This window comes from Flintibacter sp. HCN-6482, assembly GCF_037892565.1.
Classification (GTDB): Bacteria; Bacillota; Clostridia; order Oscillospirales; family Oscillospiraceae; genus Lawsonibacter; species Lawsonibacter aceti.
Genome location: NZ_JBBKBK010000001.1, coordinates 293,185 through 317,917, shown reverse-complemented (window position 1 = coordinate 317,917; position 24,733 = coordinate 293,185). Strand labels below are relative to the sequence as shown.

The following is a 24,733-nucleotide window of genomic DNA, read 5'->3' as shown; positions in this document are numbered from 1 at the left end:
TTACTCACCTACCTTTCTTTCGTAGGTAACCGGTTGATATTCACCGGCCAGGGACAGTTTCCGAATCCTGGCGTATTCCACCTGGTCAATAGGTACGAACTTGAGCCACTGCCCGGACAGGCAAAATGAGGCCGGATCTTTTTTATCATCATAGAGTATTACGGGTGTACGGCCCACCACCTGCCAGCCACAGGGAAGATCGAAGCCATTGAGCACCGTCTGGTCCGCCCAGATGGCAATAGAGCCCTGAGGTATCTTGGTCCGCGGAGTGGTCCGACGAGGAACGGTGAAGGTCTTGACCGGATTGCCCACATAGGAGTGACCGATGGCAAAGGCCTGGAAATAGATGTAGCACAAATTAGCTGAGTGGCGGTGAACAAACTCGTCCCAGGTGATCTTCTCATGAGCCAGCACATCCTCTCGGTCTGGGGCCGTTTCCCGTCCGTCCCAGCCATCATAGTGTGGGGCGTTTGGATCCAGATCCACTTCTCCTCCATAAAGCACCGGCAGTTCGATGACTTGGCCACCAACGCTGGCCTTGCTTTCTGAGAAGTCAGTCAAGGCTAAGATACAGGCCTTCAATTCCTCATATCGCACCACTTCAGGCCTGTAATAGACGATCAGCGTCCGGTATGCAGGCACTGTTTCCACCACACCCGGAATATGGGCGGTGGACAGTGCTTTATCCAGTGCATGGACCTGCTGGTTGACGGCTACACTGATCTCATTTTTAAACTCAGCGCACAGGGCACAGTCGCCTACAGGCTTGATCACAAATTCAGCCATAACTTCAGCATTCTCCCTTCCAATAACAGGGCAGGGGCTCATAACACGCAACCCAACACAATCTCATGGGCACCAGAGTTGCGTCAAGATTGCTAGGCCCAGCAAAATAACTTCCTAATAAACTAATTAGAATGTTAATCCAGGCTCATTTTACTATCTCTGCCACGTTAAAGTAAAATACGAATAAGATTATAGAGTTATCTCAAAAAATATATAATGAATAAACAAAAAATTTTCACTTTCTTTAAGACTGTTTGTGAGTATTTAAGAAATACTTTAATTTGCTAACTTTTACTATTTTATCTTTGCGGCCTATTTTTTAACCGATAAAAAAAGGGCTGCTTCTCTCTAATGAATAAGTCTCATATTTTTGCGCCTCCCTACTTTTCTATCTGCCATGCGGCACATGCCCTTCACATACGCTGTATAGGATCGCCAAAAATAATCGTATCTCAGCCTGATAAGAGTCCTCTTTAAAATGATCTGTCATCCTAAATGGATGCCGGAACAGTCCGTGCAAATGGTAGAGAATGTGCGCTGCGTTTGGCTGTTGTGGGAGAATGTCAACGATGAGAACTTCAATATAATTAATCAACATGAGCTGCTCCGAAGATATCCCAAGGCACCTCTCAGGCGAATAGGTACTAGTAGGGGAATATGTGGGTAATGGGGTTACAGATTCTAACCACAGTCAGCCCAATTCCGGCTATTTCTACACCGTCTCAAACAGGGCGCGGTTAACTGTAAGGTATACAGAGACCCTGAATCTGACCTTCTGCAACTATGGCGATCAAGGTTGTGTTCTAAACCGCTTTTTCCCCTGCCTGGAACCCGGATCATCACCTTTGGTGTTCCCAAGGTGGGCAGTTCCTTTTCCTTGAGATCATCATACCGGGTGAGCGGATTTTTCTCTGTCATAAGTTCCCGAGGAAAGATAAATTGTGAAAATGCTTTCAGGTATATTTGCCCATAGCTTTAAAACACACAATTTTGTGTACAAAACAAGGCATGGGGTAACTGCAGTACAGTTTGCCAACGACTGGGATTTCAGTGTTTCATGATCCATTGTTTATGTACCGGATTGTTAAGTGGACACTGCGGACAAAAGATACAGATTGTCTAGAACTTTATCAGGGAAGTGAAACAAGAAGATGGCAAGCGGACCATTAGAGGCGGAGAAAAAGCAGGACAGCATAGCAATCCACTATGCTGTCCTGTCACAGAATAATTATGTTCTTATGGGTGTACCGCTAAGTCCCAAGCCGCCTATACAAACTGCTGTGATTCATTTTAGGTCCAACTGAGAGACAACTTTTGATATGAAAACTTGCTCCGTGGACACGCCCTTGTTGTTACCGAGCCAGGTAGGTCTTATAATCCTGATAGTTTTCCGCCAGCAGCCTGGGTGTATCCAGACCGTAGGGACACTTTGATTTACATTGATTACAGTGTAGGCAGTTCTCTATCTTCTTCATCTCCGCCTGCCACTGGTCAGACAGCCAGCTGGCCTCCGGAGCCCGGCGGAGCATCAGAGACATCCGGGCACACTGGTTGATTTCGATGCCAACAGGGCAGGGCATACAGTAGCCGCAGCCTCGGCAGAAGTCGCCGGCCAGCTCCTTGCGGTCGTGGTCGATGATCTGCTGGTACTCCTCGGTCATGGCCGGTGTTTCCCGGACAGCGGACAGGAACTGATCCAGCTCCCACTCATGCTGAACACCCCAGATAGGAACCACAGTGGGCTGCAGAGCCATCCAGGCGGCGGCCGCCAGCCCGCTTCGGATCAGGCCACCGGCCATTCCTTTCATGGCGATAAAGCCCATCCCGACCTTTTGGCACTTGTCCACCAGCTCCTGTTCCTGGGGCCCGGCCAGGTAGCTGTATGGGAACTGGAGCGTGGCGTACAGCCCGGAGTCAATGGCCTCATGGGCCACGGCCAGCCGGTGATTGGTGATGGAGATATGGCCAATCTTGCCCTGGGCCTTGGCCTCCAGGGCGGCATCATACAAGCCATCCTCGCCGCCGGGCTTGGGGCAGAAGGCGGGGTTATGGAACTGGTAAATGTCAATGTAGTCGGTGCGCAGGTTCCGCAGGCTGGTTTCCAGGTGCTCCTTTAGCTCCTGGCCAGTCTTGGCGTGGCTCTTGGTGGCGAGGATGACCTTGTCCCGAATCCCCTGAAAGGCGTAGCCGATCTTTTCCTCACTGTCGCTGTAAGAGCGGGCAGTGTCAAAATAATTCATGCCGCCGTCCACAGCCTTCCGCAGCAAATAGGCGGCCTCCTTCTGGGAGATACGCTGAATGGGCAGGCAGCCGAAGCCATTTTTCTCGATCTGGATGCCGGTACCGCCCAGAGTAATCGTAGTCATAGATATTCCTCCCTTTCCTTATGGATTATGCTCCCTGGCCTCTATTAAATGACGGTTTGTCCCCGATGTCAAGTAGGAGGCCCCATTTTATCGGAAAAAGAGACAACGGTAGACACCGACGGGGCCGGGTGCTATAATCGGGAAAAAGACACAGTACGGGAGGGAGCCGTTTGGACAACGTATTTCAGCGGGTCTATGAGATCACGGCCCGGATACCCTATGGCCGAGTAACGACTTATGGACAGATTGCCAGGTTGCTTGGCAATCCCAGGCTGTCTCGTATCGTGGGCTGTGCGCTGAATGGGGCGCCGGCGGACTTGCCCTGCCACCGGGTGGTCAACCGCCTTGGGGGACTGAGCGACGCTTTCTCCCCTCTGGGAAAGGAGAGTCAGCGCCTGCTGCTGGAGATGGAGGGGGTGCCCTTCCGGCTGGATGGCGGGGTGGACCTGACGGCCTGTATGTGGTACGGCGAAGAGGAATAGAAACCTGGTGCAGGGGCTCTCCCACAGGAACATTGACTGTTCAGTATAGGAAAGCAACCGGAGTTCATGCTGTTTCTCTGACTGGCTCGGTCTCTCCCAAAAAGTTGGATGAAAAAAGCAAAAGAGGGGATACCGAAAGCTGGATTGTCTGCTTTCTCAGAGACGATTGAAAAGAAGCTCTACGGCAAAGTCTAAAAATATATAGGCAGATTTGTAGATACAGTCAGATTTTGTGAAGAGGGATGGCTAACAAAAGCAAAAAATCTGCTCAACTTATATGGCCGTAGAAGTGCGGTGCTCCGCCATGGTCATAGTAGACAAGAAAAGCGGTTCTGTTCACTGACCCTTGGACCGCACATAAGTAGGGAGGGACCACAGCCACGCACCCAGAAAGACCACCCCAAGAGCCAAGTACGCTTGGGTTCCTCTTTACAAAAGGGATCAGACACTCAGTCCGGTGATGATTAGATTGACGGCCATGAGGGGCAACAGGATATAGGCCACCAGTGAGATCTTGTTCTTGTCGATCTTCCGGAACACTTTCAACCCAAGTACGCCGGCTAGCAGCGCTGCCGCTGCGGAGGTGGCTAACATAGGTGCCGCCTCCAACGTGATGTTGTGATAGACAAACAGATGCATGGCGCTCGAATAGAGCCCGGAGAGAAGGAAGCTGAACTCTAGGCTGGCTTTCATATTCAAGGGGGTTTCGCACACATTCATATAATAGACCAAAAAGAAAGGCCCCACAATATTGAACATGCCGGTGGAAATTCCGGTAATCAGCCCGGCACCAACAGCTGTATACCAGCGGTTGGGCAGCACCAGTTGACGGCGGCGCATGATGAAAAAAATAGCGGTTACCAACAGAAGCAGACAGGCTAGGATGATGCGCAGAAGAAGTTCATCAAATTGGTCCAGTAGATACAGGCCCAGATTGATGGTGGTCAGACAGGAGAACACGGGCAACACAATCAGCCGCCACTGCAGTTCCCGACAGAGGGCTAGGGTCATCTGGAGACCAATGACAACCACAGTCACCGCGGAAATGGCGGAACATACAGACATGGGTAGAAAGAGGGGCATCAGGGCCATGGCCATTAGAGCGTAGCCAAAGCCGGCAGCTCCTTGAAAAAAAGCGGCGGCAAAGTTGATGACTGCTACAAGAAGCATAATCTGGGGCTGATTCATGTTACCCTCCTTTTCGTCGAGTTTGGCATTTAAGAAAAGCGGGGCGGCCCAAGGGCTTCCCCGCTTTATCTTACCACCATTTGATCTGTTCGGTCACATGATTTCGAATTGCAATGAAGTCAGGAGCGGTAACATCCCGCGGACGTGGTAGGTCTACCTGCACTTCCTCCTTGATGTGGGCCGGCTTGTTGGTCAGGATTAGGATGCGTTCAGCTAGATACACGGCCTCCTCGATGTTGTGGGTAATGAAAACCACGGTGGTACCGATTTCCTTCCACAAGCGGATAACCTCATCCTCCAGATAGAAGCGCAGTTTGATGTCCATCTGTCCATATGGCTCATCCATCAGCAACAGGTCAGGCTGGAGGGCAAAAGCGCGTCCGATAATGATGCGTTGGGCGGTAGAAACGGACAACTGGTGAGGGTAGCGGTTACGAAACTCTTCTAGGCCTAACAGCTTGATGATATTTTCTACTCGACGATCAATCTCATTTTTGGGCAGCTTCTTGATTTCCAAGCCGAAACGCAGGTTCTGTTCTACCGTGAGCCAAGGCATGGAGGAAGGCTCCTGGAACACCACCGCCAAACTGTGTTTTTTGGGATCGGCGGGCTCACCGTCGATATAGAGTTCTCCCTTTGTGGGCATATAGATGCGGGTGAGCAGATTGAGGAAGGTGGTCTTACCACAGCCTGTGGGGCCTACCACACACAGGAATTCTCCCTTTTTGATATTGAAGGACACATCGTCCAGCACATGTAGGTCCCCGAAGTATTTGGTCAGGTGCTCCACCCGTACTTTATATTCTTGCTCGCTCATAGAGTACCTCCCATATCAAAGCGCCAGATCCGTATTATCGGAAATCTCGGACCGGATGCGCAGAAAATCCGGAGACGTAGTGTTCCGGGGACGCCCCAGTGAAGCCAGATCATAAACCTGCTTTACCCGGGCGGGGCAGTTGCTCAACAGCACAATTCGGTCTGCCAGATAGACAGCCTCCTCAATGTTGTTGGTGACAAAGAGGATGGTGCGCCTTTCTTGCTCCCAGATACGCAGGATCTCTTCCTCCATGGCATACCGGGTTTGGGCATCCAGCTGGCCAAAGGGTTCATCCATCAGGAGAATCTGAGGATTGTTGGTATAGGCACGGGCAATTCCTACACGCTGCTTCATACCGCCGGAGAGCTCATGGGGATAGGACTTTTCAAAGCCTTTCAACCCCACAAGATCGATGTACTTCTGGGCGGTGGCCCGGCGCTCCTCCTTGGATACGCCAGCTACCTCTAGACCAAATTCCACATTGCCCATGACAGTGCGCCAGGGCATCAAATTCAAAGACTGAAACACCATGCCGATACGCTTATCGCTGCCGTGAACTTCCTCGCCGTCCAGATAGATTTTGCCACCGATAGGTTTCTCCAATCCGGCGATCATGTTCATCAGTACGGTTTTACCGCAGTGGCCTGGGCCTAGGATGACCAGAAATTCATTGTCGTAGACCTCGAGGGAAACATTTTCCACTGCATCCTTGACTGACTCGCCCACGACGTAGCTCTGACAGATGTTGTCCAGTTTCAGAATTACTTTCTTTTTCTCGTCCATGGGCAAATCAACCTTTCTGCAATTTGCGTGATAATGGCCAGCATAGCGCCCACGATACCAATGGCGATCATGCCGGTCAGGACCAGGGGCATATCGATAGAGTCCATGCCGCGGGAGATCAGGAAGCCCACGCCTGCGTCAGCACCCAGCATCTCGGCAGCCAAAACCACCATCCAGGCGGCACTGGTAGAGGTACGCACGCCGGCAAAGATGGCGTCCAGAGAAGATGGAATAGCGATCTTGAACAGGCGCTGTCTGGGTGTGGCATTAAAAACGGTACCTACGTCCAGATACATTTTATCCACAGAACTAAGACCGGCCTGAGTGTTGACCACAATAGAGGCCAGAGAACCAAAGATAACGATGAGGACCTTGGGGAACTCACCAGCACCAAACCACAGTGTGATCAGAGGAATCCAGGCTAGCGGAGGGACGGCACGGAAGGCGTTGAATAGAGGGCCAAAGAAGGCACGGGCCCTGGGGCACCATCCCAGCAGTACGCCAAAGGCGATACCAGCAGTCCAATCGAAGACGAGAGCCAGACCGATGCGCCGTAGACTGACCAAAGCGTGACCGACCAAAGTCAGTTTCTTTACCGGATTGGTGAACAGGCGAACTGTACGATCCCACACTGCCTGGGGAGTTGGGAAGTTGGAATTGGCGCCGGAGGAGGCTAACAGCCAAAGGGCCACCAACAGGAGAAGAGAGACAATAGGGAGGATACGGTAAAGAACCTTAAGCCGTTGTTCCCGAATCTCTGCTGCGCTCATATGCGCGGTTTTCTTTTCCATACTACACATACCTCCATCCTAGGAAGATACGCTCCAGCCTGTTGATGATAGCGGAGATGATGACGCCCAGCACGCCGATGACAACAATCCCCAGGATGATCAGATCTACGCGGGCATAGGAACGGCCCATCAGGATCATGTAGCCCAGTCCGCTGGAAGCGGCCAGCATCTCAGCGGCCACCAGAGTGGCCCAGGCGTTGCCGATTGCAACCTTGATGCCGGCGAAAGTCATGACCAAAGAGGAAGGAATCCCCACTTTTACGAAGACAGTGAAGTAAGAAGCGCCAAAGGTCTTGCCTACGTTTTTCAGGACCTCCTTGGTCTGCCGGATGCCGGTATAGGCGTTGATTAGACAGGGGACAAAGGCGGCAAAGAATACGATGAAGGACTTGGCCGGCAGGCCGATGCCCAGCCACACAATGGTCAGCGGAATCCAGGACACTGGGGGAATAGGGCGAATAATCTCAAAGATGGGGCGAAGAAAGCTGTCGGCTCCCCGATACCAGCCCATCAGCCAGCCTAGAGGCACACCGATGACTACAGCCAGCAGGAAGCCCAGAAGGGCCACCTGTAAACTGGACCAGATATGGACCGTCAGCACCGCGCCGTCTGGATTGGGATCAGACAGTTTGGTGACGAAAAGACGAAGGACTTCCAAAACGTCACACAGAATTCTGGAGTCTACAATGCCGGACAGGGCTAACCCTTCCCAAATGAGCAGGAAGAGAAGGATACCGGCGAAAGACAGGGTGATGTTGCGGTAGGTTATCCGGTGTTTTTCACGCTCAACCAGCGCGACACGCTCAGCCGCAGTCATCTCATGAATGGGTTCGCTCAAAAGACATCCCTACTTTCCGAGCTTTGTGTCTCAAATATCAGATATGCAGAGGCGGAGATGCACTCTGAGAACGTTTGGACTGATCTGTAGACAGAAGCCAAATTCAGTTTTCACGTCCGCAAAGCGAATCTTCCTCCCGCCTCCCATGGGGCGGGAGGAAGACTATCGAAGGCATTTATCGACCCAGCATCTCTTTGACAGCCAGAGCGATGGAATTGTCCACCCGCTGATCGTCCAGGAACTGGGTGCGTTGGGCCTCGGTGTAGCTGCCTACGCTGGTGAAGAAGTCAAATCCGGAGAGGATGTCGTTCTCAATTTGCAGTAGGTCACGAGAAGTATACAGGCCAGCTTCGTCGGGTTCAGTTTCAGTAAAGAGTGCGATATACTCATCTACCGTGGGACAGCGCCACCAGTTAATGGTGCGTTCAGCGATGCTCTCGTCACACAGGAAGCCTTCTTCGTCGCAGTGCTCCAGATACCAGGCGGCGGCCTGAGCGGCATTGCCCTCGGACTCGGTAACCCACTCATAGGTCAGATGGAAAACAGCGACTGCAGCAGCCACTAGGTCGGGATTACTCTCCATGATCTCGGTCTGGGCGAAGGTACAGCAAGGGAAGGGCAGGTTCAGCTGGCCAGAGTCAGTGACACGAACATACCCTCTGTCCTCAGCGGACAGGGCGATAGCGTTCCAACACACCAGGGCGTCACCAGTGCCGCCGTTAAAGCCGGTCAGACCGTTGGCATTGTCCATGTTGACACTTTCCACGTCGGAGAGGGTCAGGCCCATGGTCTCGAGATACTGAGCCAGGACCGCCTGACCGGTGGTGCCAGCAGGGTAGACCACGGTAGCTCCCTTCCATAAATCGGGGTTAGTAGGGTCATTAGCCAACTCAGAGTCGGGCCGTACGAAAATGGCCATGTTCTCCTCGTAGTCAGTAACATCTACGAGGGTAAAGTCATAACCAGCCAAGGCAGTGCATACACCGCCCAAACCGCAGGATGCCATGTCCCATTCGGAGTTGGCCTCCATCATGGCGGGGCCACCGGTGAAGCAGCTATACTCCACATCGATGTTTAGCGCGTCGAAGACGCCCAGATTATCGGCAAAGAGGAAGGCATAGGAGAGGGGAGAGCCGGTAAAGAAGCCGATGCGCAGAGTCTGGCGGTCTTCAAAGGGGGTTAGACCAAAGGTCAAATCCTCAGGGGCGGTGGCGCCGTCTATCAGCTCCACTTCGTGGCCGCCACCGGAGGAAGTGCCACCGCTGTTGGCGGAGTTGTTGCCTCCGCTACTGCCATTTTCGTTGCCAGAACAGGCGACCAGAGCGAACATCATGGCAAAAGAGAGGAGCGTTGCAAGGAGTCTTTTTGTGGTTGCTTTTTTCATCTTTACTTCCATCCTTTCTAAACATATATCGACCGGGCGGACTACCGGACGGTCACTATCCAGCCAAACCCTGTGTGATTCCAAAGGGAAGGGCTTTTTAGTCAGCGCAGGGATGGCCGCAGGTGCCATCATAGCCCTCGTTCTTCATGCATAGATGAACAGCGCCGATCTTATAGGTCTTAGGCAGAGCCAAGATATTGGGGTTGGGGCCGACAAACTTCTTTTTGGCGTCCTCCAGGGCTTCCTCGAAGGTGGACCGAGTCTTCAGCCCCATAGAGCGGGCAATACCCGGTTCTTGGGCACCCACAATATAGATGGCGGAAGTGTTCATCTCGGCAATGTGACCGCAGCTCATCATGGAGAAGCCGTGGAAGGGGTGGAAGGCGTTGCAGAAGCGGTACTTGCGAATATACTCCTCATTGGTAGCGAAGTACTCGCCATAACGGTCCATGTCGGGGAGAACGTTCATGTAATCATGCTGGAACATCTCGTATAACTCCCTCAGATAGGGCCAACGTTCGTCGTGAAAATAGCCGTTACAGATGCTAGAAACGATGAATACACAGTGATCACTCATGACTCTCTTGTGGCGGATGACCTGAGCTGACAAGGCCTGCATCATCTGGATAGGGTTGGTACCCATGCCATTGCCATAGTGGAAGTCTTGGGGCATGCCGAACACCACTACATCATACTTCTTTTCTGCCCAGGGCACATAAGTCCGTTTGTCGGCGACATCCCAGGACACAGGTTGCATCTCCTTAGCATAGCCGGAGAAGATAGCGATCTGACGGGAGTAGGTGTCTAGTACCGCGTCACAGCAGAAGAAGGAGTGGCCCATCTTCTCTTCCATATGCATACCGATCTCATCGAACTTGGTACGCATCAGATTGTGGCCGGACACGGGGGTGAAGTCGTCCCGGTGCATGACCTTGGGGACGTGATGACTAGCAATAGAGCGCCAGTGGGTGATGCCGGTAGTACAGTGCTTATAGCCGCCAGAGTATCCGCCGTAGGGATTGCCTTGGGTGTGTCCGATAAGAATGGGGATATCGCAGTCAAAGACATACTTGTTCATCAGCACCGGATCACCCCGCTGGGTGGTACCTAGATCCACCATGTGGTCGGGATCCTCACTGTCGTGACTGGTGATCTGGTTGGTGTAATAGAACTCATTGAACAGATCATCACCCAGAATCTTCTTCATCTCGGCCACTGTGGCTCGGGGATGAAGGCCGTTAGAAAACAGCAGAAGAATGTCCTCTTTTGCTACTCCAGCAGCGTACAGCTCATCCAGACAGGCCCGGATGGCCACACGACGATGGGAGGTAGGCTGGGTGCCTCCCTTCACAATGTCAGGAATGACGAAGACCACTGTCTTGCCGGGGCCAGCCAACTCCCGCAGAGGCTTCATGCCGATGGGGTGCTGGATAGACTCCAGGGTGGCAGCATACAGGCTGTCCCAGTCTTGGGGCAGACAAGGGGGATCGGGCACGGTTTCACCGGGGATAAAGATATCGGTGCTGTCAGGCAATTCGGCGCTCATAAGGCCTTGGCCGTATTCAAAATCCAGTTTCATGCAGGGAACATCCTTTCTAAACATAAAGTTTGGGTCAAAGCCTGGTCAAGAGATTTTGTCGTAGTGACGACTAAATACCTTATATAGGGCACTGGTATCCTGAGTACCCAAGCCCTGACCATGGGCGATCTCATTGTACATTTGAGCAGTGCCGGCGATCAGAGAGGGGGCGTCGGCATCCTTGGCCATCTGGAGGGCTAGCTTGGTGTCCTTAATCAGTAGGTCCACCGTAAAGGCAGGGGAGTCGTAGGCTTCATTGACGATGCACTTGCCCACTTCACGAAACAGACCGCTGACAGTGGCCGCGGTGGATGAGGCTACAGTATCGTAGAAGACCTCCTTTTTGATTCCTACATGGTCACAGATGGCCATGACCTCGGAGGAGATGGCGTTGATGCAGGAAAACATCATCTGGTTCAGCAGCTTTAAAGCGTTGCCGGCCCCGGAGTCCCCCACCAGTACAGCGTTGGCTGCAAAGCACAGCAACACAGGCTTCACCTTCTCTAACGCTTCACCAGAGCCACCAGTAGGCAGCATCCACTTGCCTGCCGCCGAGGGACGACCCAGGATGGGACAGTCCAGATAGGCTGCGCCGCACTCACCTACCCGGGCGGCCAGCCCCCGGGTAGTCTGGGGATCTACAGTGCTGGTGTCGATGACCACATGGTCAGAGGTAAGGGATGACATCATACCGCCCTCGCCGAAAAGAACATCCTCCAACTGGACTGGGCTGGGCAGGGACATGAGGATGACTGAAGCCTGTTCAGCCACCTCTTTAGGAGTGGGAACCGCCTGGGCACCCAGAGCGGAAGCGGACTGGGCGGCTGTGGGAAATTTATCGTAGACTACAACGCTGTAGCCTTTGGCCAGCATTCCTTCCAGCATACAGCGGCCCATGCGGCCACAACCGATTAGACCGACCTTTTTGATGGGTTTATTGGCACCGGTCCAGGATATCATACAAAACTCCTCCTTCGGCATCTTTGGGTACGTCGATGTTCAATAGCTTACTCAGTGTAGGCGCTACGTCAATGATCTTTGCGGGGAACTTTCGTTCGTACTGGGGCACACCTGGACCAGTCATAATCATGACCGCATGCATATCGTGGAGCGAGGGGAGAGCTAGGTGAACACCAGTGAAGTTGCGGCACAAGCCAGCGGCTTCGTAAAGTTCGGGGTTAGCGATGACCCTTTCGGTACCATCCCGATACTGAATCTTGCTGCGGTAAATGAAGGGGTGGGACATATAACCGGGCTTCCAGGCGTATAGCACGTCGCCCACGCGGTCATAGCCGGGCCCCTCATAGATGCCCAGAGTGCCAGCCTCCTTCTTCTTAATGGCCAGAGCGACCACCTGATCTCCGGTTTCCGGATCCCGCATATTCATCAGGCAACGGATGATTTCCTCCTGGACTTTTTCATAGTCCTCAGGCTCCACGATGCCGTGAGGGTCTCGCCCCTTCAGGTTAATGAAGATGTGGGCGTGACAGGGCTCCAGGGGATGGCACTTGGTGTGCTCCCAGTTGATAGTAAGGTTGCTGGGATCGTCAGTGGTCAGATCCAACACATACTCCAACAGACCGGCACGGGCCAGGTGCTCTTTTACATAAGGGTTCCAGTCCAAATGGGTCATGCCGTGGTCGGAGATCAGGATCACATATGTATTGTCCAAGTCCACAGCATCCAGGATCCTTCCGATGTTCTCGTCCACCTGTCGGTAAGTCTCCCGGATCATGTGCCAGCAGAAATCAGCCTTGTCCGGGTCATATACCCGTGCCTTGGGCTCAATGCCAGCGTAAAGGACATGCTCGATGTGGTCGATAGTGCCTACCCAGGAGAAGGCCATGTCCCACTGCTGATGCTCAAGCACATACTTTGTGGCGTTGCCCCACCAGTTGGCGTGCATCTGCAGCTGGTCCAGGTAGAGTTCTGGAGCCATCCAGCCATCCATGAAGGCCCAGGGATCGTCAACCTCCATATAGGTACCGGCCACGGCCTCTACCTCCTTGCTCAGGGAGGAGGGAACGGAATAAGGCTCGGCCATGTTGATGGCGCTCTGGTACAGTTTGAAGTTCTTCCCGTCTGGGGTGAGTTGGAGGATCTGGAAACGGAAGCGGCCGTCCCGTTCATAGTCCCGAGCCTTGAAGTTTTTGGTAATCCAGGGACCTAGTTCCCCGTGGGTGATGTCGGTGATGGCCTGAGCGGCGTCCTTGGACTCAGAGATCAGCATACGATCATAGCCCGTGTCGGTGGAGGCGTACATCAACACATGCATGGGGTAACCTTCCACATAGGTGGGGGGGACCACAATGTCGAATTCTAGTGGCGGGCGCTTGCTTTCGGGCAGATTAGTCCAACCTTCAGCGGGTCGGGCTTCTAGCTGGACCGCCCGGCCGGGGATCTGGTTGCAGCGCAGCTTCTGGTTGGAGAAGCAGGCGCTGGAAGCCACGTCCCACAGGGGCATGAAAAAGTAGCGGAATGGTGGATTCAAAGAGCCGGCCAGCTGGCAGCCGTCTTCCTCCGAGATAGCGCCCATGGGGAAAGTGACCGGCCAGTTTATGAGGGCCACCTTTTTACCCAAACGCTTGCCCACGTCCCACATGGTTTCGCACAGTACCTCGTTGCGGTCGAAGGAAGTGTGCCAGTGATCTAGGTCCTCGCCCAGGTGTTTCACCATCAAGCTGGGCACTCCGTTGGTGCCGGATCCGGCACCGCTGACGATGGCAGTCCAGGCTGCGGCAGTCAGAGGCGGGAATACTGTTTCCAATCGGGAAAATATCCCCTGCTTCATTAGCTTGGCGGTGTTGGGCATAGCGCCCTCTGCGACAAACTTTTTGACCAAGTCCGGCATAGCAGCGTCCAGACCAAGGAACAAAATTTTCTTTTCCATAATGCCCTCCTTTTCTGATCTGAGGCCTAATTTATATGGCCTCGTAGGTAGTTTATGGGGCAGCCTAAGCTGCCTGTTGATGTGGTGTTACGAAAGTTGCGTAGTGCAACACCTCCAAAAAACTGGCGCAATATTCGTCAAAATGCTTGGTTGATAAAGTTTTAACAATATATTTTCTGTAATATTAACGGATGAGTGGATAATATCACTGTTTTTTTCGTTTTGTCAATGAGAAAAAACGCAAACGTTTGCCTAACGATGCGTTGGCGTTGGTTGCCATCCTGGAAAGTTTGTAGTAAAATAAAACGCATAGTGCGGCGACAGTGTTGAAGCCGATTAGTAAAGGAGCATTTGGATGAGCATTAGAGAAATTGCGCGGCGGGCGGGAGTATCGCCCTCTACGGTCTCTCGCATTGTCAACAGCAAAAATGTTTCGGCGGCCAGCCCGCAGACACAGGAGCGGATCTGGGCAGCTGTACGGGAATTGGGTTATGTCCCCAATCAACATGCCAGACAGCTAAAGCGTCCAGAGCTGGATCAGAAGCCCCAGAATCAAAATCTGGACTGTGTCTATGCTCGTACTATTGGCCCCTATTTGGATCCCTTTTTTACGGTGCTAATGCGGGCAGCGGAGATTACCGCCTTTGATGCGGGGTATAATCTTCGCTATCATTACTCTGTGGCCGATATTCAGGATGGAAAAGCCCCGTTTACCGACACTAACTCTGACTCGGCCGTAGTCCTAGGCCGCATCGAGCCTCGTTCTCTCAGCCTGTTAAAAAAGTGGTATAAAAATATCGTCAATATTGGGCAGAACTCTGCGCCTGATGGGATCTTCGATCAGGTGATCTGCAGTGGTTACCAGGCAGTCCGCACCTGTGTGGAGTACCTGCGTTCGCTAGGCCATAAAAAGATCTGTTATATGGGGGAAACGGACAACGAGCAGCGATTTCAAAGCTATCTGGACGCCATGGCCGATCTGGAACTAGGTGACCTGACCCCCTATGTGGCACGCTGCTTGTTTAACCCAACCGATGGGTACGAGGCTACCAACCGGCTGCTGGACAGCGGGGTGGAGTTTACAGCCATTTTGTGTGCCAACGATATGAATGCTGTGGGCGCTATGAAAAGTCTGCGGGAGCATCGGCTGAAGGTTCCCCAGGATGTCTCTATTATCGGTATCAACGACATGGAAACTGTCTGCTATCTGGATCCTATGCTTACGACCATCCATGTCCCTCTGGAGGAGATGGGACATCTTGGAGTAAAACTGTTGATTGACCGCATTGAGGGCGGACATACATCATCAATAAAAGTGGACGTTCCGTTTACGCTGATTCAACGGGAGTCTTGCGGTCCGGCCAAAAAACGCTATTAATGGAAGAGGACCGGCCGTGGCGCTCTATTGCCCGGCTGCTCTGTATGAAGCAAAGAGGCAGCAATCAACTCCATATGTCTCCTTATTGTCCAGATCGCCTCTCTGCTATAGACTTTCACTACTGAATTTGTACCCGAAATCTCTCCCTGTTCCTGCGCATTATGATCGCCGGCAGGTGTAGGCGGCCGGTAGAACAAACCATCAAATGATAGGGAGAAAAATCATTTCGTTTTAAGAGCAATGGAAAAAGCGTGCCGTTTTTGCGGCACGCTTTTCCTCACTTTCGCCTTTTGATCTCGGTTATTTCACTATAAGATTATCTCGAACGAAGCGGCATACTGAATATACAAAGATTACATCCACACCTGTTGTGGACAGATGATTGGGAAGATCATAGGTTGCGAGAAGAAAATCAAACAGAGTATGAACACTCGGCAGAAGGCTTAAATTCAATACAACGATCTCTCGTATGTATAAGCGCAACTCAGAACGAAACATAGCACACACAGAATCCAAATGAAAAAGCCCCTGGCAGATACCGCATTTGCGGTATCTGCCAGGGGCTCAGACTCCTCGATAAATGTTCCCTTATATCAAGGGGTACCTGTCCGGTCCCAGGGTATATTTCACGCCTGTCCCGCCAAAGCGATGGCCCGGTCAAGGATGCGGCCCGCCGCCGCCTCTTTAGACAGGAGGGGAAGCTCCTCTACCCGGTCCCGTGTGATCAGGGTGATGACGTTGGTATCCACCCCGAAGCCGGCTCCATCCACCTTCAAATTATTGGCGCAGATCATATCCACGTTTTTCTTTTCCAGCTTGACCCGACTGTTTTCCAGCATATCGCGGGTCTCCATGGAGAAGCCGCAAATGATTTGGTCCGGGCGGCGGTGCTCTCCCAGGTGCTTTAAAATATCCTGGGTGCGTTTCAGCGGAATGGACAGATCGCCCTCTCTCTTTTTCACCTTGTCGTCGCTGTAATCCGCGGGGGTGTAGTCGGCCACGGCGGCGGCCTTAAAGATGAAGTCCGCCTGCTCCTGGCGGCTGGTCACAGCCTGGAACATATCTTGGGCGGATACTACCTCCACAACCTCCACAAAGGGGGGGGGAGAGATGGAGGTCGGACCGGACACAAGGGTGACCTGCGCCCCCCGGAGCATAGCCGTTTTGGCAATGGCGTAGCCCATCTTGCCGCTGGAGTGGTTGGTCAGATAGCGGACAGGGTCCAGAGCCTCCTGGGTGGGGCCGGCGGTGACCAGCACTTTTTTTCCCGTCAGGTCATGGGGCAGAGCGATGGCTCGCAGGATATGCTGGACCAGCAGATCAGGTTCAGGCAGCTTACCAAACCCCACCGCCCCGCAGGCCAGCCGGCCGGAGGCGGGGGAAATGACTTCCCAGCCATAGCGCCGCAGAAGGTCAAGATTGTCCTGAGTCACTGGGTTTTCCAACATATGGGTGTTCATGGCCGGAGCGATCAGCTTGGGGCAGGTGCAGGCCAGCACCGTGGTAGTCAGCATATCGTCGGCCAGCCCGTGGGCCAGCTTGGCGCACACATTGGCGGTGGCGGGGGCGATGAGGACCAGGTCCGTCCGGTCGGCCAGGGCAATATGCTCCACCTGGTGGGCGAAATTGCGGTCAAAGGTATCCACCATACAGCGGTTGCCTGTCAGCTGTTCAAAGGTCAGGGGCGCGATAAATTGGGTGGCGTGCTGGGTCATCACCACCTCCACATTTGCGTGGAGCTTTACCAGGGCGGAAGCCAGATAGGCGGCCTTGTAGGCGGCAATGCCGCCGGTGACCCCAAGCAGGACGGTTTTTCCCTTCAGCATGGTGAACTCTCCTTTTGCGTTCAAATCAGTGTCTATTATACAAATTTCCTGCCGTGGTGTAAAGAGAAAAGGTCGGGAGAAAACGGAAAGGGACCGGGGGCGTATTCCTCCGCTCCGTCGGACAAAGTCCGTAAGTGCCTCACCCCCGGACCCTGTTATACGGGGGACGCACAGATGGGGGGCGGCAGCCCCTAGAGACCTTTGGCGCCTTTCCGTCTCTGAAAAGGCACCCAGCGGAGGTATGACAGGCTGTCAAAATTTTTCCAAGGCCCATCGGAGATACGGCAGGCGATCACATGGCGCCGCCTCTACAGCCTTATCAAATATCATATAGTCAAATAATTTTAAGCACTAATTATGCACTAAAAATAAATTTATAATAAGTTCAAAAGATATGCTTTGTTTATTAAATCAGAAAGTAGGCAAAGCATATGGCTGATAAAACCCATTTAAGCATCCGAATGGATGAAAAGCTACATGACAAGTTCAGATATGTAGCCGGAGCAGAGGGACGTTCTATGAGTGGTCAGATTTTGTATCTGATCCAAAAATGTGTTCGTGACTTTGAAAAAGAGCATGGCCCTATCCCTGAGGACGAGCTGAAGTGAGGGTGGGCGAGGCACTGCTGGACCTGCTCTTTCCGCCCAAATGCCCCTTTTGCCAGCGGCTGCTGCATGACCCACGGGCTCCCCTGTGTCCCAACTGCCAGGCCAGCCTGCCGTGGCTGACCGGAAGGGCGGGGGAGCGGCGGGTGGACTTTACCCAGGGCTGCTGGTCTCCGCTGGCCTACCAGGCCCAAGTGCGGGAGGCGGTCCAACGATATAAGTTTGCCCCGGCTCCGGCCTATGGCCGGCCCTTTGGCCTGCTGATGGCCCAGTGTGCCAGGGACCAGGGAGTGGAGGCGGAGCTGGTGACCTGGGCGCCCCTGTCCAAAAAGCGGCGGCGCAAGCGGGGCTTTGACCAGGGGGAACTGCTGGCCCGGACCGTGGGGGAATGCTTGGCGCTCCCTGTGCTCCCTTTGCTGGAAAAGAGCCGGCATACAGTCCCTCAGTCCAGTCTGCCCGATGGAGCGGCCCGTAGGGCTAACGCCCTGGGGGCCTATTCTCTGCTGCCGGGAGGGAGAATAGAGGGCGGGCGGGTGCTGCTGGTGGACGACGTGGTTACCTCCGGCGCCACCCTGAGCGAGTGTGCCCGTCTGCTGTGCCAAGGGGGTGCCAAGCAGGTCCTGTGCCTGACTTTAGCCCAGGCGGGAGAGGGTGGGGATAAATTAGAAAATAATAGAAATAATGGTTGAAAAGCCGGCGATCAGCCGTTATAATGATAGACGGCGGCAAATAGGTTTTGCCGATTTGGCTATACTATAATTGACAAAATAACTTGGCCCTGGCTGGCGGTCCGGGCCAGTGATGAATCAAGATAAGGTGGACGAAACTATGGGGCTATTTAGCAAAGATATCGGTATCGATCTGGGTACCGCTTCTGTTTTGGTATACATCAAGGGCAAGGGGGTCGTCCTGCGGGAGCCCTCTGTGGTGGCCATGGATAAGAACACCGGCAAACTGCTGAAGGTGGGTACCGAGGCCCAGGCCATGCTGGGCCGCACCCCCGGCAATATCGTGGCCATGCGTCCCCTGCGGGAGGGCGTCATCTCCGACTATGACATGACCGAGCGGATGCTCAAGGAGTTTATTAAGAAGGTGACCACCTTCTCCCTGTTTAAGCCCCGTCTTCTCATCTGCGTGCCCTCCGGCATCACCGAGGTGGAGGAGCGCGCCGTTGTGGACGCGGGCATCCAGGCCGGTGCCCGCAGAGCCTACCTCATTGAGGAGCCTGTGGCCGCCGCCATCGGCGCGGGTATCGACATCACCAAGCCTGACGGCCACATGGTGGTGGACATCGGCGGCGGCACCGCCGACATTGCCGTCATCTCCCTGGGCGGCGTGGTGGAGTCCGCCTCCATCAAAATCGCCGGTGACAAATTCGATGAGGCGGTTGTCAAGTATATCCGCAAGAAGCACAATGTCCTTATCGGTGACCGCACCGCCGAGGAACTGAAAATGACCATCGGCTGTGTCTTTCCCCGCCCGGAGGAGGTCACCATGGAGATCAAGGGGCGCTGCCTGATGACTGGTCTGCCCCGTGTATTCTCCGTGTCCTCCAGCGAGATGATCGACGCCTTTGAGGAGGTGTCCAGCCGCATCCTGGAGGCCATCCACGGTGTGCTGGAGCGCACGCCCCCGGAGTTGGTGGCCGATATCTCCACCAACGGCATCGTCATGACCGGCGGCGGCTCCCTGCTGTGGGGCTTTGACAAGCTGGTGGAGTCCCATACCGGCATCGAGACCCATGTGGCCGACGACGCCATCTCCTGTGTGGCCCACGGCACTGGCAAGAGCCTGGACAGCCTGGACCAGATGCAGGATGGCACCATGAACCTGTCCCGCCGCAAGCAGATGAACTATTGATGAGAATGAGTGTCCCCGGCCAGACTGGGCTGGCCGGGGATTTTCTAGCTCTTTTTTAGGCGGAGGAAGAGGACCGCGCACACCAGAGCGGCGGCCAACTCGGCGGCGGGCAGCGCCAGCCAGAGTCCCCATACACCCCAGAGGGCGGACAGGAGCAGGGCGGCCGGTACCACCAGGAACAGGCCCCGGAGCAGAGAGAGAAGTTGGGCGGGCAGGGCCTGCTGGGTGGCGGCGAAGTAGGTGGCGGCCATGATGTTGACGCCGGCCAGAGGAGCGGACAGGAAATAGAGCCGCAGTCCCTCCACCGCGGTGGCGGCCAGCACGGGGTCCCCCTCGCTGTTAAAGAGGGCGGCCACCTCCGGGGCGAACAGGGCCAGCAGGATATAGATGACCCCGGCCATCGCCAGACAGACGGTCAGGCCGTATCCCAGGACACGCCGGGCCAGGTCCGGCCTGCCCTGGCCGTGGGACCGGCTGATGAGGGGCTGGGCCCCCTGCGCCACCCCGGTAAAGACGGCAATGACCACCAGGGCCAGGTTGGCCACGATGCCGTAGGCCGCCACCCCCACGTTGCCCAGCAGGGACAGCATAAGGGTATTGAACACCAGCATGACGATGCCGGAGGACAGCTCGTTAATCAGGGAGGGGAAGCCCAGAGAGCAGGTGGCTCTGGCGGTTTTCCAATGGAGCCGGGTCCGAACCAGGTGGAAGCCGTTTCGACGGCGGAGCCGGTGGAGCAGCAGGATGGCCATACTGATGACAGGGGCGATCCCCGTGGCCAGCACAGCGCCGAAGATTCCCATATCCAGGGGGAAGATGAACAGATAGTCCAACAGGACATTGGACAGGCTGCCCACCAGCATGGCTAGGGAGGCCAGCTGAGGCGCCCCGTCGTTCCGGACGAAGGCGAGGAGGGTGTGGTTCAGGATAAAGGCAGGGGAGAACAGGAGAATGACCTTTAGGTAGGTATGGGTCATGGCAAAGACCTGCTGATCCGCGCCCAGGAGAAGGGTCAGGGGACGGGAGAGGAACAGTCCGGAGGCCACATAGACCAGAGCGGCCGCCAGGGCCAGAAATAAGGTGTTGGTGAAGATGGCGCCCGCCTGCTCTCCACCGTCCCGCCCCCGGTGGACGGCGTATTGGATGGCGCCGCCCATTCCCAGCATCATGCCGGTGCCCATCACCAGGCTGACGATGGGCAGGGCCAGATTCAGGGCGGCCAGGCCCTGGGTGCCCAGCCCCCTGGAGACAAAAAAGGTGTCGGCCAGGATATAGCAGGACAGCCCGACCATCCCGGCCACGTTCAGGGCGGCGTAGCGGAGAAAATCAGAAAAAAGTTCGGTGGTTTTCATCAGGTACCTCCTAAGACCGGCCCGGCGGGGGGCACAAAAAAAGCGCCAGCCCCTTCTATCTTCAACGGCCTAACGATAGAAGGTCTGACGCTTACACTCTTCCCCGGCGGCAAGAGCAAAGTTAGATATCAGTGTGCTATGATACCAGATGGGAGGCCCTGTGTCAAGAGCCGGAGCCCGCTGCCCTTACAGCTCGCTTTTTGGGGAAAATTGTGTTATACTGAAACTCCCAGAACGGGAGAGACACCCCTCGGGGATTCTGTGACGAAGAGAGGCGCTGAGTATGGAGAATGTGCAAGAAGTCCTGTCAAACGTCGCCGGCACCTTGAACCTAAAGACCTTGTCCTGGGATGCGGCGCTCCGGGTGGTAGTGCTGGTCCTGGTGGGTATGGCGGTCATCCGTGTCCTGATGAAGCTGGTGGACCGCCTGCTGGAGCGGTCCAAGTCCCTGGCCTCCCTCCACGTGTATATCCGCTCCATGGTCCGTGTTGGGCTGTGGTTCTTGCTGGTGCTGATGGCAGCGGGGTCCCTGGGCATCGACGTGACCTCCATCATCGCCCTGCTGAGTGTGGCCGGACTGGCTGTCTCCCTGGCCCTGCAAAACACTCTGTCCAACCTGGCGGGAGGGATCATGCTGCTGGTGACCAAGCCATTTCAGGTGGGGGACTATGTGGAGGCGGACGGAGTTGGCGGGACCATCGCGGCTGTGGATCTGTCCTATACCACCTTTGTTACCGTGGACAATAAGGAGATCTTTGTGCCAAACAGCCAGCTGTCCGCCGCCAAGATCGTCAATTACTCCGCCCTGGGCCGGCGGCGGGTAGAACTGACCGTCAACGCCTCCTACGACGCGCCTACACAGACGGTCAAAGAGGCTATCCAAGAGGTGCTGGACGCCATTCCCCAGATACAGCCTGATCCCGCCCCGGCCATCTGGCTATCTGCCTACCAGTCCAGCAGTATCCAGTATGTGGTCCGGGTATGGACTGCTGCCGGGGATTACTGGGACGTGTACTACGCCATTCAGGAGGGCCTGCGGGAGTCCTTTACCCGCCACGGGATCGAGATGACCTATGACCATCTGAACGTCCATATCCTGGAGCGATGAACGCCGCTTAGGCCAGCCGCACCCCCAGTCCGCGGGGCCTTCAAGGCATAGCCAGCCCGTGGAGAAAGCCGTCCAGCTGGGGCGAGAGGACCTCGCCAGCGATGACGGTGTTTTTATAGATCAGCAGGTTTACCTGTACGCCGGCTTCTCCCGTCGGGTAGTTGGTGATCTCATAGGTATAACGCTTGGCCCGCTTTCCAGTGTACTTTTCCAGGTCAAAGCCCTGGCCGGACTGGAGGGCGAGGTACTCGTTATAGCTCTCGTCCATCTCCTTGGGAATGAGCATCTCCTGGGTAGCGATAGGCTCTGGGGATACCTGCCAGCCAAAGTCGGCCAGATAGGCCACCCGGTCCTCGTTCGTCTTGACCCCTTTGGGGTCTGGGACAGAGGGCGAGGCCACCTCCCGGACGGCGGAGGTGCCCAGATTCAGCACCAGGGCGCAGCAGCAGGCCATAGCTGCCAGGGCCACCCCAAAGGCCAGCTTCCGCTTGGGGACCTTCGCGGTCACGATCAACACAGCGCATTTCTCCTTTCGTCGGCTCGTTCTCCCTTCACCATATGCGCCAAGGGACGAGGTTATACCCGAAAGGAGACAATAAGGGGTCCCAGCTTAGGATAGGGGGCCTCCAGAGATTCACAGGACGGCTCTAACCGGCTCTGAGAGGCGGCGAGGCCCGGTACAGCCATAGGGGAGGGGAAGGATATGCCGCTGGAACGGCTGGATAAGATACTGGCCTCCACAGGCCGCTGGTCCCGGCGGGAGGTGAAGGACCTGGTCCGCCAGGGCCGGGTACAGGCGGGGGGGATGCCGGCCGCCCGGCCGGAGGACAAGTTCGACCCCGCCCAGGACGAGATATCAGTGGATGGGCAGGTGGTGGACTGCGCCCCCTTCGTCTATGTGCTGATGAACAAGCCGGCTGGTCTGCTGTCCGCCACAGAGGACCGGCGGCAGAGGACGGTGCTGGACCTGCTCCCGGAGCATCTGCGCCGCCGGGGGCTCTTTCCCGTGGGCAGACTGGATAAGGACACAGTGGGCCTGCTGCTGCTCACGGACGACGGCCCGCTGGCCCATGAGTTGCTCTCCCCCAAAAAGCATGTGGACAAGGTATACTACGCCCGGGTGGAAGGGCAGCTGAATGAGGAGGACCGCAAGGCCCTGGCCTCTGGTATGGTTTTGGGGGATGGATCACAGTGCCTGCCCGCCCTGCTGGAGCCCCTGGGGCGGGGGAACGAATGTCGGCTTACCTTGCGGGAGGGGAAGTACCACCAGGTGAAGCGGATGCTGGCCGCGCGAGGTAAACCAGTGGCCTTTCTGCGACGTCTGTCTATGGGCCCACTCTCCCTGGGAGAAGAGCTGAAAGAGGGAGAATGGCGCCTTCTGACGGAGGCGGAAGTGGAGGCATTGCAAAGGATTCGGAGCGGCAGTTGAGCCTTTTGGTCGTTTTTCACAAAAAAATAGAGAAAACCTCTTGCCAAACAGGGGGGGCAGCCGTTATAATAGAAGCAGTGTTCAAAGAGATTTTAGGAGGGATCGATGTGTCAAGCAGGATGTTCCAGAGCGTCGTGCTCCAGATGAAGGACAGTGTCAATCGCACAGTGGGTGTCATCGACGCTGATGGGATGGTGGTCGCTTGCAGCGAATTGACCTGCATCGGAGAGCATTGGTCTGGCGCTGTGGTCGCCGTGAATGGGGCTGACAGCAGCATCGCCTATTTTGAGGGGAAGACCTTTAAGCCTCTCGCGGGCTGGGGAGCCCAGTTCGATTACGCTGCCTTTGTCAAGGGAGAGGACGAACTGGCCGCCTCCCTGTGCGCAATGGCGGTGGTGGCTTTTAACGGCGCAAAGACTTACTACGAGGAGAAGCATGACAAGGCTACCTTTGTCAAAAATATCATCTCAGACAACATTCTGCTGGGGGACATCTATACCCAGGCGAAGGAGCTCCACTTTGTATCTGAGGCGCCCAGGGCTGCTTTCCTGGTTCGCCAGTTGGGGCCTGCCGATGTTACCACCATCGACGTGATCCAGGGCCTGTTCCCCGATAAGCAGACCGACTTTGTCATCTCTATCAACGAGACGGATGTGGCCCTGATTAAGCAGCTGCCTGAGGGGGCCGACGCCAGAGAGCTGCAGAAAATCGCCAAACAGATCGCCACTGCCGTTACCCAGGAACTGGGTATCAAAGTGGTCATCGGCATCGGAACCGTGGTCAATCACATCCGAGATCTGGCCCGCGCCTATAAGGAGGCCGGGGTGGCTATTGACGTGGGTAAGGTCTTTGAGAATGAGAAGACCATTATTAACTATGAAAACCTGGGCATCGGCCGTCTAATCTATCAGCTGCCCACCATCCTGTGCCAGATGTTCCTCCAGGAGGTCTTTAAGAAGAACCCCATTGACGCCCTGGATCAGGAGACTCTGTTGACTATCAACAAGTTCTTCGAGAACAACCTGAACGTGTCTGAAACGGCCCGGAAGCTCTTTGTCCACCGAAATACCCTGGTGTATCGGCTGGAAAAGATTAAGAAGCTTACCGGACTGGACCTGCGGGAATTCGACGACGCTATCACCTTCAAGGTGGCCCTGATGGTCAAAAAATATCTTATTTCCCGGGGCATTGAGTCCTAAGAGAGCTGAGATAAAAAGCCGGGACCGACTTTTGTCGGTCCCGGCTTTTTATCCAATTCTTGCCCCACATGG

At 55.0% G+C, this 24,733-nt stretch carries 22 protein-coding genes; 8 read left to right on the top strand and 14 right to left on the bottom strand.

Annotated features, from left to right (window positions below; translation table 11 throughout):
• Both WKS99_RS01525 and WKS99_RS01520 read right to left on the bottom strand, forming a co-directional pair.
• Window positions 1–786: a 5-oxoprolinase subunit B family protein gene (locus tag WKS99_RS01525; RefSeq protein WP_240287126.1), complete on the bottom strand. Its 786-nt coding sequence runs from the start codon at window positions 784–786 to the stop codon at window positions 1–3.
• 1,352 nt (window positions 787–2,138) lie between these two features.
• Complete coding sequence (locus WKS99_RS01520; protein ID WP_147570652.1) at window positions 2,139–3,152, bottom strand: aldo/keto reductase; 1,014 nt, start codon at window positions 3,150–3,152, stop codon at window positions 2,139–2,141.
• A gap of 170 nt (window positions 3,153–3,322) precedes the next feature.
• Here WKS99_RS01520 and WKS99_RS01515 point away from each other — a divergent pair, with 170 nt between their 5' ends.
• Window positions 3,323–3,634 (top strand): MGMT family protein, encoded by a 312-nt coding sequence (locus WKS99_RS01515; RefSeq protein ID WP_240287128.1) that lies wholly within the window; start codon window positions 3,323–3,325, stop codon window positions 3,632–3,634.
• 441 nt (window positions 3,635–4,075) lie between these two features.
• Here the strand turns inward: WKS99_RS01515 and WKS99_RS01510 are convergent, their stop codons facing one another.
• The 9 genes from WKS99_RS01510 to WKS99_RS01470 form a co-directional block, all read right to left on the bottom strand.
• Window positions 4,076–4,822, bottom strand: a complete 747-nt coding sequence (locus WKS99_RS01510; protein WP_186852692.1) for a sulfite exporter TauE/SafE family protein — start codon at window positions 4,820–4,822, stop codon at window positions 4,076–4,078.
• A gap of 70 nt (window positions 4,823–4,892) precedes the next feature.
• A complete protein-coding gene (locus WKS99_RS01505; RefSeq protein ID WP_147570649.1) occupies window positions 4,893–5,639 on the bottom strand; it encodes an ABC transporter ATP-binding protein in 747 nt (248 codons plus the stop codon).
• Window positions 5,640–5,654: 15 nt separating this feature from the next.
• Window positions 5,655–6,422, bottom strand: a complete 768-nt coding sequence (locus WKS99_RS01500) for an ABC transporter ATP-binding protein (RefSeq protein ID WP_147570648.1) — start codon at window positions 6,420–6,422, stop codon at window positions 5,655–5,657.
• The gene (locus WKS99_RS01495; protein WP_243200981.1) at window positions 6,401–7,213 is read right to left on the bottom strand and encodes an ABC transporter permease; all 813 of its coding nucleotides are present in this window, start codon (window positions 7,211–7,213) and stop codon (window positions 6,401–6,403) included. Before WKS99_RS01495 ends, WKS99_RS01500 begins: the two co-directional genes overlap by 22 nt.
• A 1-nt stretch (window position 7,214) precedes the next feature.
• Window positions 7,215–8,051, bottom strand: a complete 837-nt coding sequence (locus tag WKS99_RS01490) for an ABC transporter permease (protein WP_240287136.1) — start codon at window positions 8,049–8,051, stop codon at window positions 7,215–7,217.
• Window positions 8,052–8,226: 175 nt separating this feature from the next.
• Window positions 8,227–9,435: an ABC transporter substrate-binding protein gene (locus tag WKS99_RS01485; protein ID WP_186852691.1), complete on the bottom strand. Its 1,209-nt coding sequence runs from the start codon at window positions 9,433–9,435 to the stop codon at window positions 8,227–8,229.
• 97 nt (window positions 9,436–9,532) lie between these two features.
• Window positions 9,533–11,014, bottom strand: coding sequence for a lactate racemase domain-containing protein (locus WKS99_RS01480; protein ID WP_147570645.1), 1,482 nt, complete (start codon window positions 11,012–11,014; stop codon window positions 9,533–9,535).
• 45 nt (window positions 11,015–11,059) lie between these two features.
• On the bottom strand, window positions 11,060–11,974 hold the full coding sequence (locus tag WKS99_RS01475; RefSeq protein ID WP_186852690.1) for an NAD(P)-dependent oxidoreductase: 915 nt from the start codon (window positions 11,972–11,974) through the stop codon (window positions 11,060–11,062).
• A complete protein-coding gene (locus WKS99_RS01470) occupies window positions 11,949–13,904 on the bottom strand; it encodes an alkaline phosphatase family protein (protein WP_240287140.1) in 1,956 nt (651 codons plus the stop codon). The genes WKS99_RS01475 and WKS99_RS01470 overlap by 26 nt, the downstream gene beginning before the upstream one ends.
• 355 nt (window positions 13,905–14,259) lie before the next feature.
• On the opposite strand from WKS99_RS01470, the gene WKS99_RS01465 reads away from it, so the two are divergent.
• Complete coding sequence (locus WKS99_RS01465; protein WP_147570642.1) at window positions 14,260–15,282, top strand: LacI family DNA-binding transcriptional regulator; 1,023 nt, start codon at window positions 14,260–14,262, stop codon at window positions 15,280–15,282.
• A 626-nt stretch (window positions 15,283–15,908) separates the two neighbouring features.
• On the opposite strand, the gene coaBC is transcribed toward WKS99_RS01465, so the two are convergent.
• A complete protein-coding gene (coaBC, locus tag WKS99_RS01460) occupies window positions 15,909–17,108 on the bottom strand; it encodes a bifunctional phosphopantothenoylcysteine decarboxylase/phosphopantothenate--cysteine ligase CoaBC (RefSeq protein ID WP_262669192.1) in 1,200 nt (399 codons plus the stop codon).
• A 431-nt stretch (window positions 17,109–17,539) separates the two neighbouring features.
• Here coaBC and WKS99_RS01455 point away from each other — a divergent pair, with 431 nt between their 5' ends.
• The 3 genes from WKS99_RS01455 (at window position 17,540) to WKS99_RS01445 (ending at window position 19,573) form a co-directional block, all read left to right on the top strand.
• A complete protein-coding gene (locus tag WKS99_RS01455; RefSeq protein WP_186852689.1) occupies window positions 17,540–17,716 on the top strand; it encodes an Arc family DNA-binding protein in 177 nt (58 codons plus the stop codon).
• Window positions 17,713–18,402, top strand: coding sequence for a ComF family protein (locus WKS99_RS01450; RefSeq protein ID WP_147570639.1), 690 nt, complete (start codon window positions 17,713–17,715; stop codon window positions 18,400–18,402). Before WKS99_RS01455 ends, WKS99_RS01450 begins: the two co-directional genes overlap by 4 nt.
• Window positions 18,403–18,514: 112 nt before the next feature.
• Complete coding sequence (locus tag WKS99_RS01445; RefSeq protein WP_374740038.1) at window positions 18,515–19,573, top strand: rod shape-determining protein; 1,059 nt, start codon at window positions 18,515–18,517, stop codon at window positions 19,571–19,573.
• A 44-nt stretch (window positions 19,574–19,617) separates the two neighbouring features.
• Here WKS99_RS01445 and WKS99_RS01440 read toward each other — a convergent pair whose 3' ends face one another.
• Window positions 19,618–20,925: an MATE family efflux transporter gene (locus WKS99_RS01440; RefSeq protein ID WP_340405209.1), complete on the bottom strand. Its 1,308-nt coding sequence runs from the start codon at window positions 20,923–20,925 to the stop codon at window positions 19,618–19,620.
• Window positions 20,926–21,208: 283 nt separating this feature from the next.
• Between WKS99_RS01440 and WKS99_RS01435 the strand changes: the two genes are divergently transcribed.
• Window positions 21,209–22,033 carry a mechanosensitive ion channel family protein gene (locus WKS99_RS01435; protein WP_147570637.1) on the top strand — a complete coding sequence of 275 codons (825 nt, stop codon included), beginning with the start codon at window positions 21,209–21,211 and terminating at the stop codon, window positions 22,031–22,033.
• A 40-nt stretch (window positions 22,034–22,073) separates the two neighbouring features.
• On the opposite strand, the gene WKS99_RS01430 is transcribed toward WKS99_RS01435, so the two are convergent.
• The gene (locus WKS99_RS01430) at window positions 22,074–22,550 is read right to left on the bottom strand and encodes a DUF4830 domain-containing protein (protein WP_240287146.1); all 477 of its coding nucleotides are present in this window, start codon (window positions 22,548–22,550) and stop codon (window positions 22,074–22,076) included.
• A 186-nt stretch (window positions 22,551–22,736) separates the two neighbouring features.
• On the opposite strand from WKS99_RS01430, the gene WKS99_RS01425 reads away from it, so the two are divergent.
• Together WKS99_RS01425 and WKS99_RS01420 are read left to right on the top strand one after the other, a co-directional pair.
• Window positions 22,737–23,462 carry a pseudouridine synthase gene (locus WKS99_RS01425; RefSeq protein WP_262669186.1) on the top strand — a complete coding sequence of 242 codons (726 nt, stop codon included), beginning with the start codon at window positions 22,737–22,739 and terminating at the stop codon, window positions 23,460–23,462.
• A gap of 107 nt (window positions 23,463–23,569) precedes the next feature.
• A complete protein-coding gene (locus tag WKS99_RS01420) occupies window positions 23,570–24,661 on the top strand; it encodes a PucR family transcriptional regulator (RefSeq protein ID WP_147570636.1) in 1,092 nt (363 codons plus the stop codon).
• Window positions 24,662–24,733 lie beyond the last annotated feature (72 nt).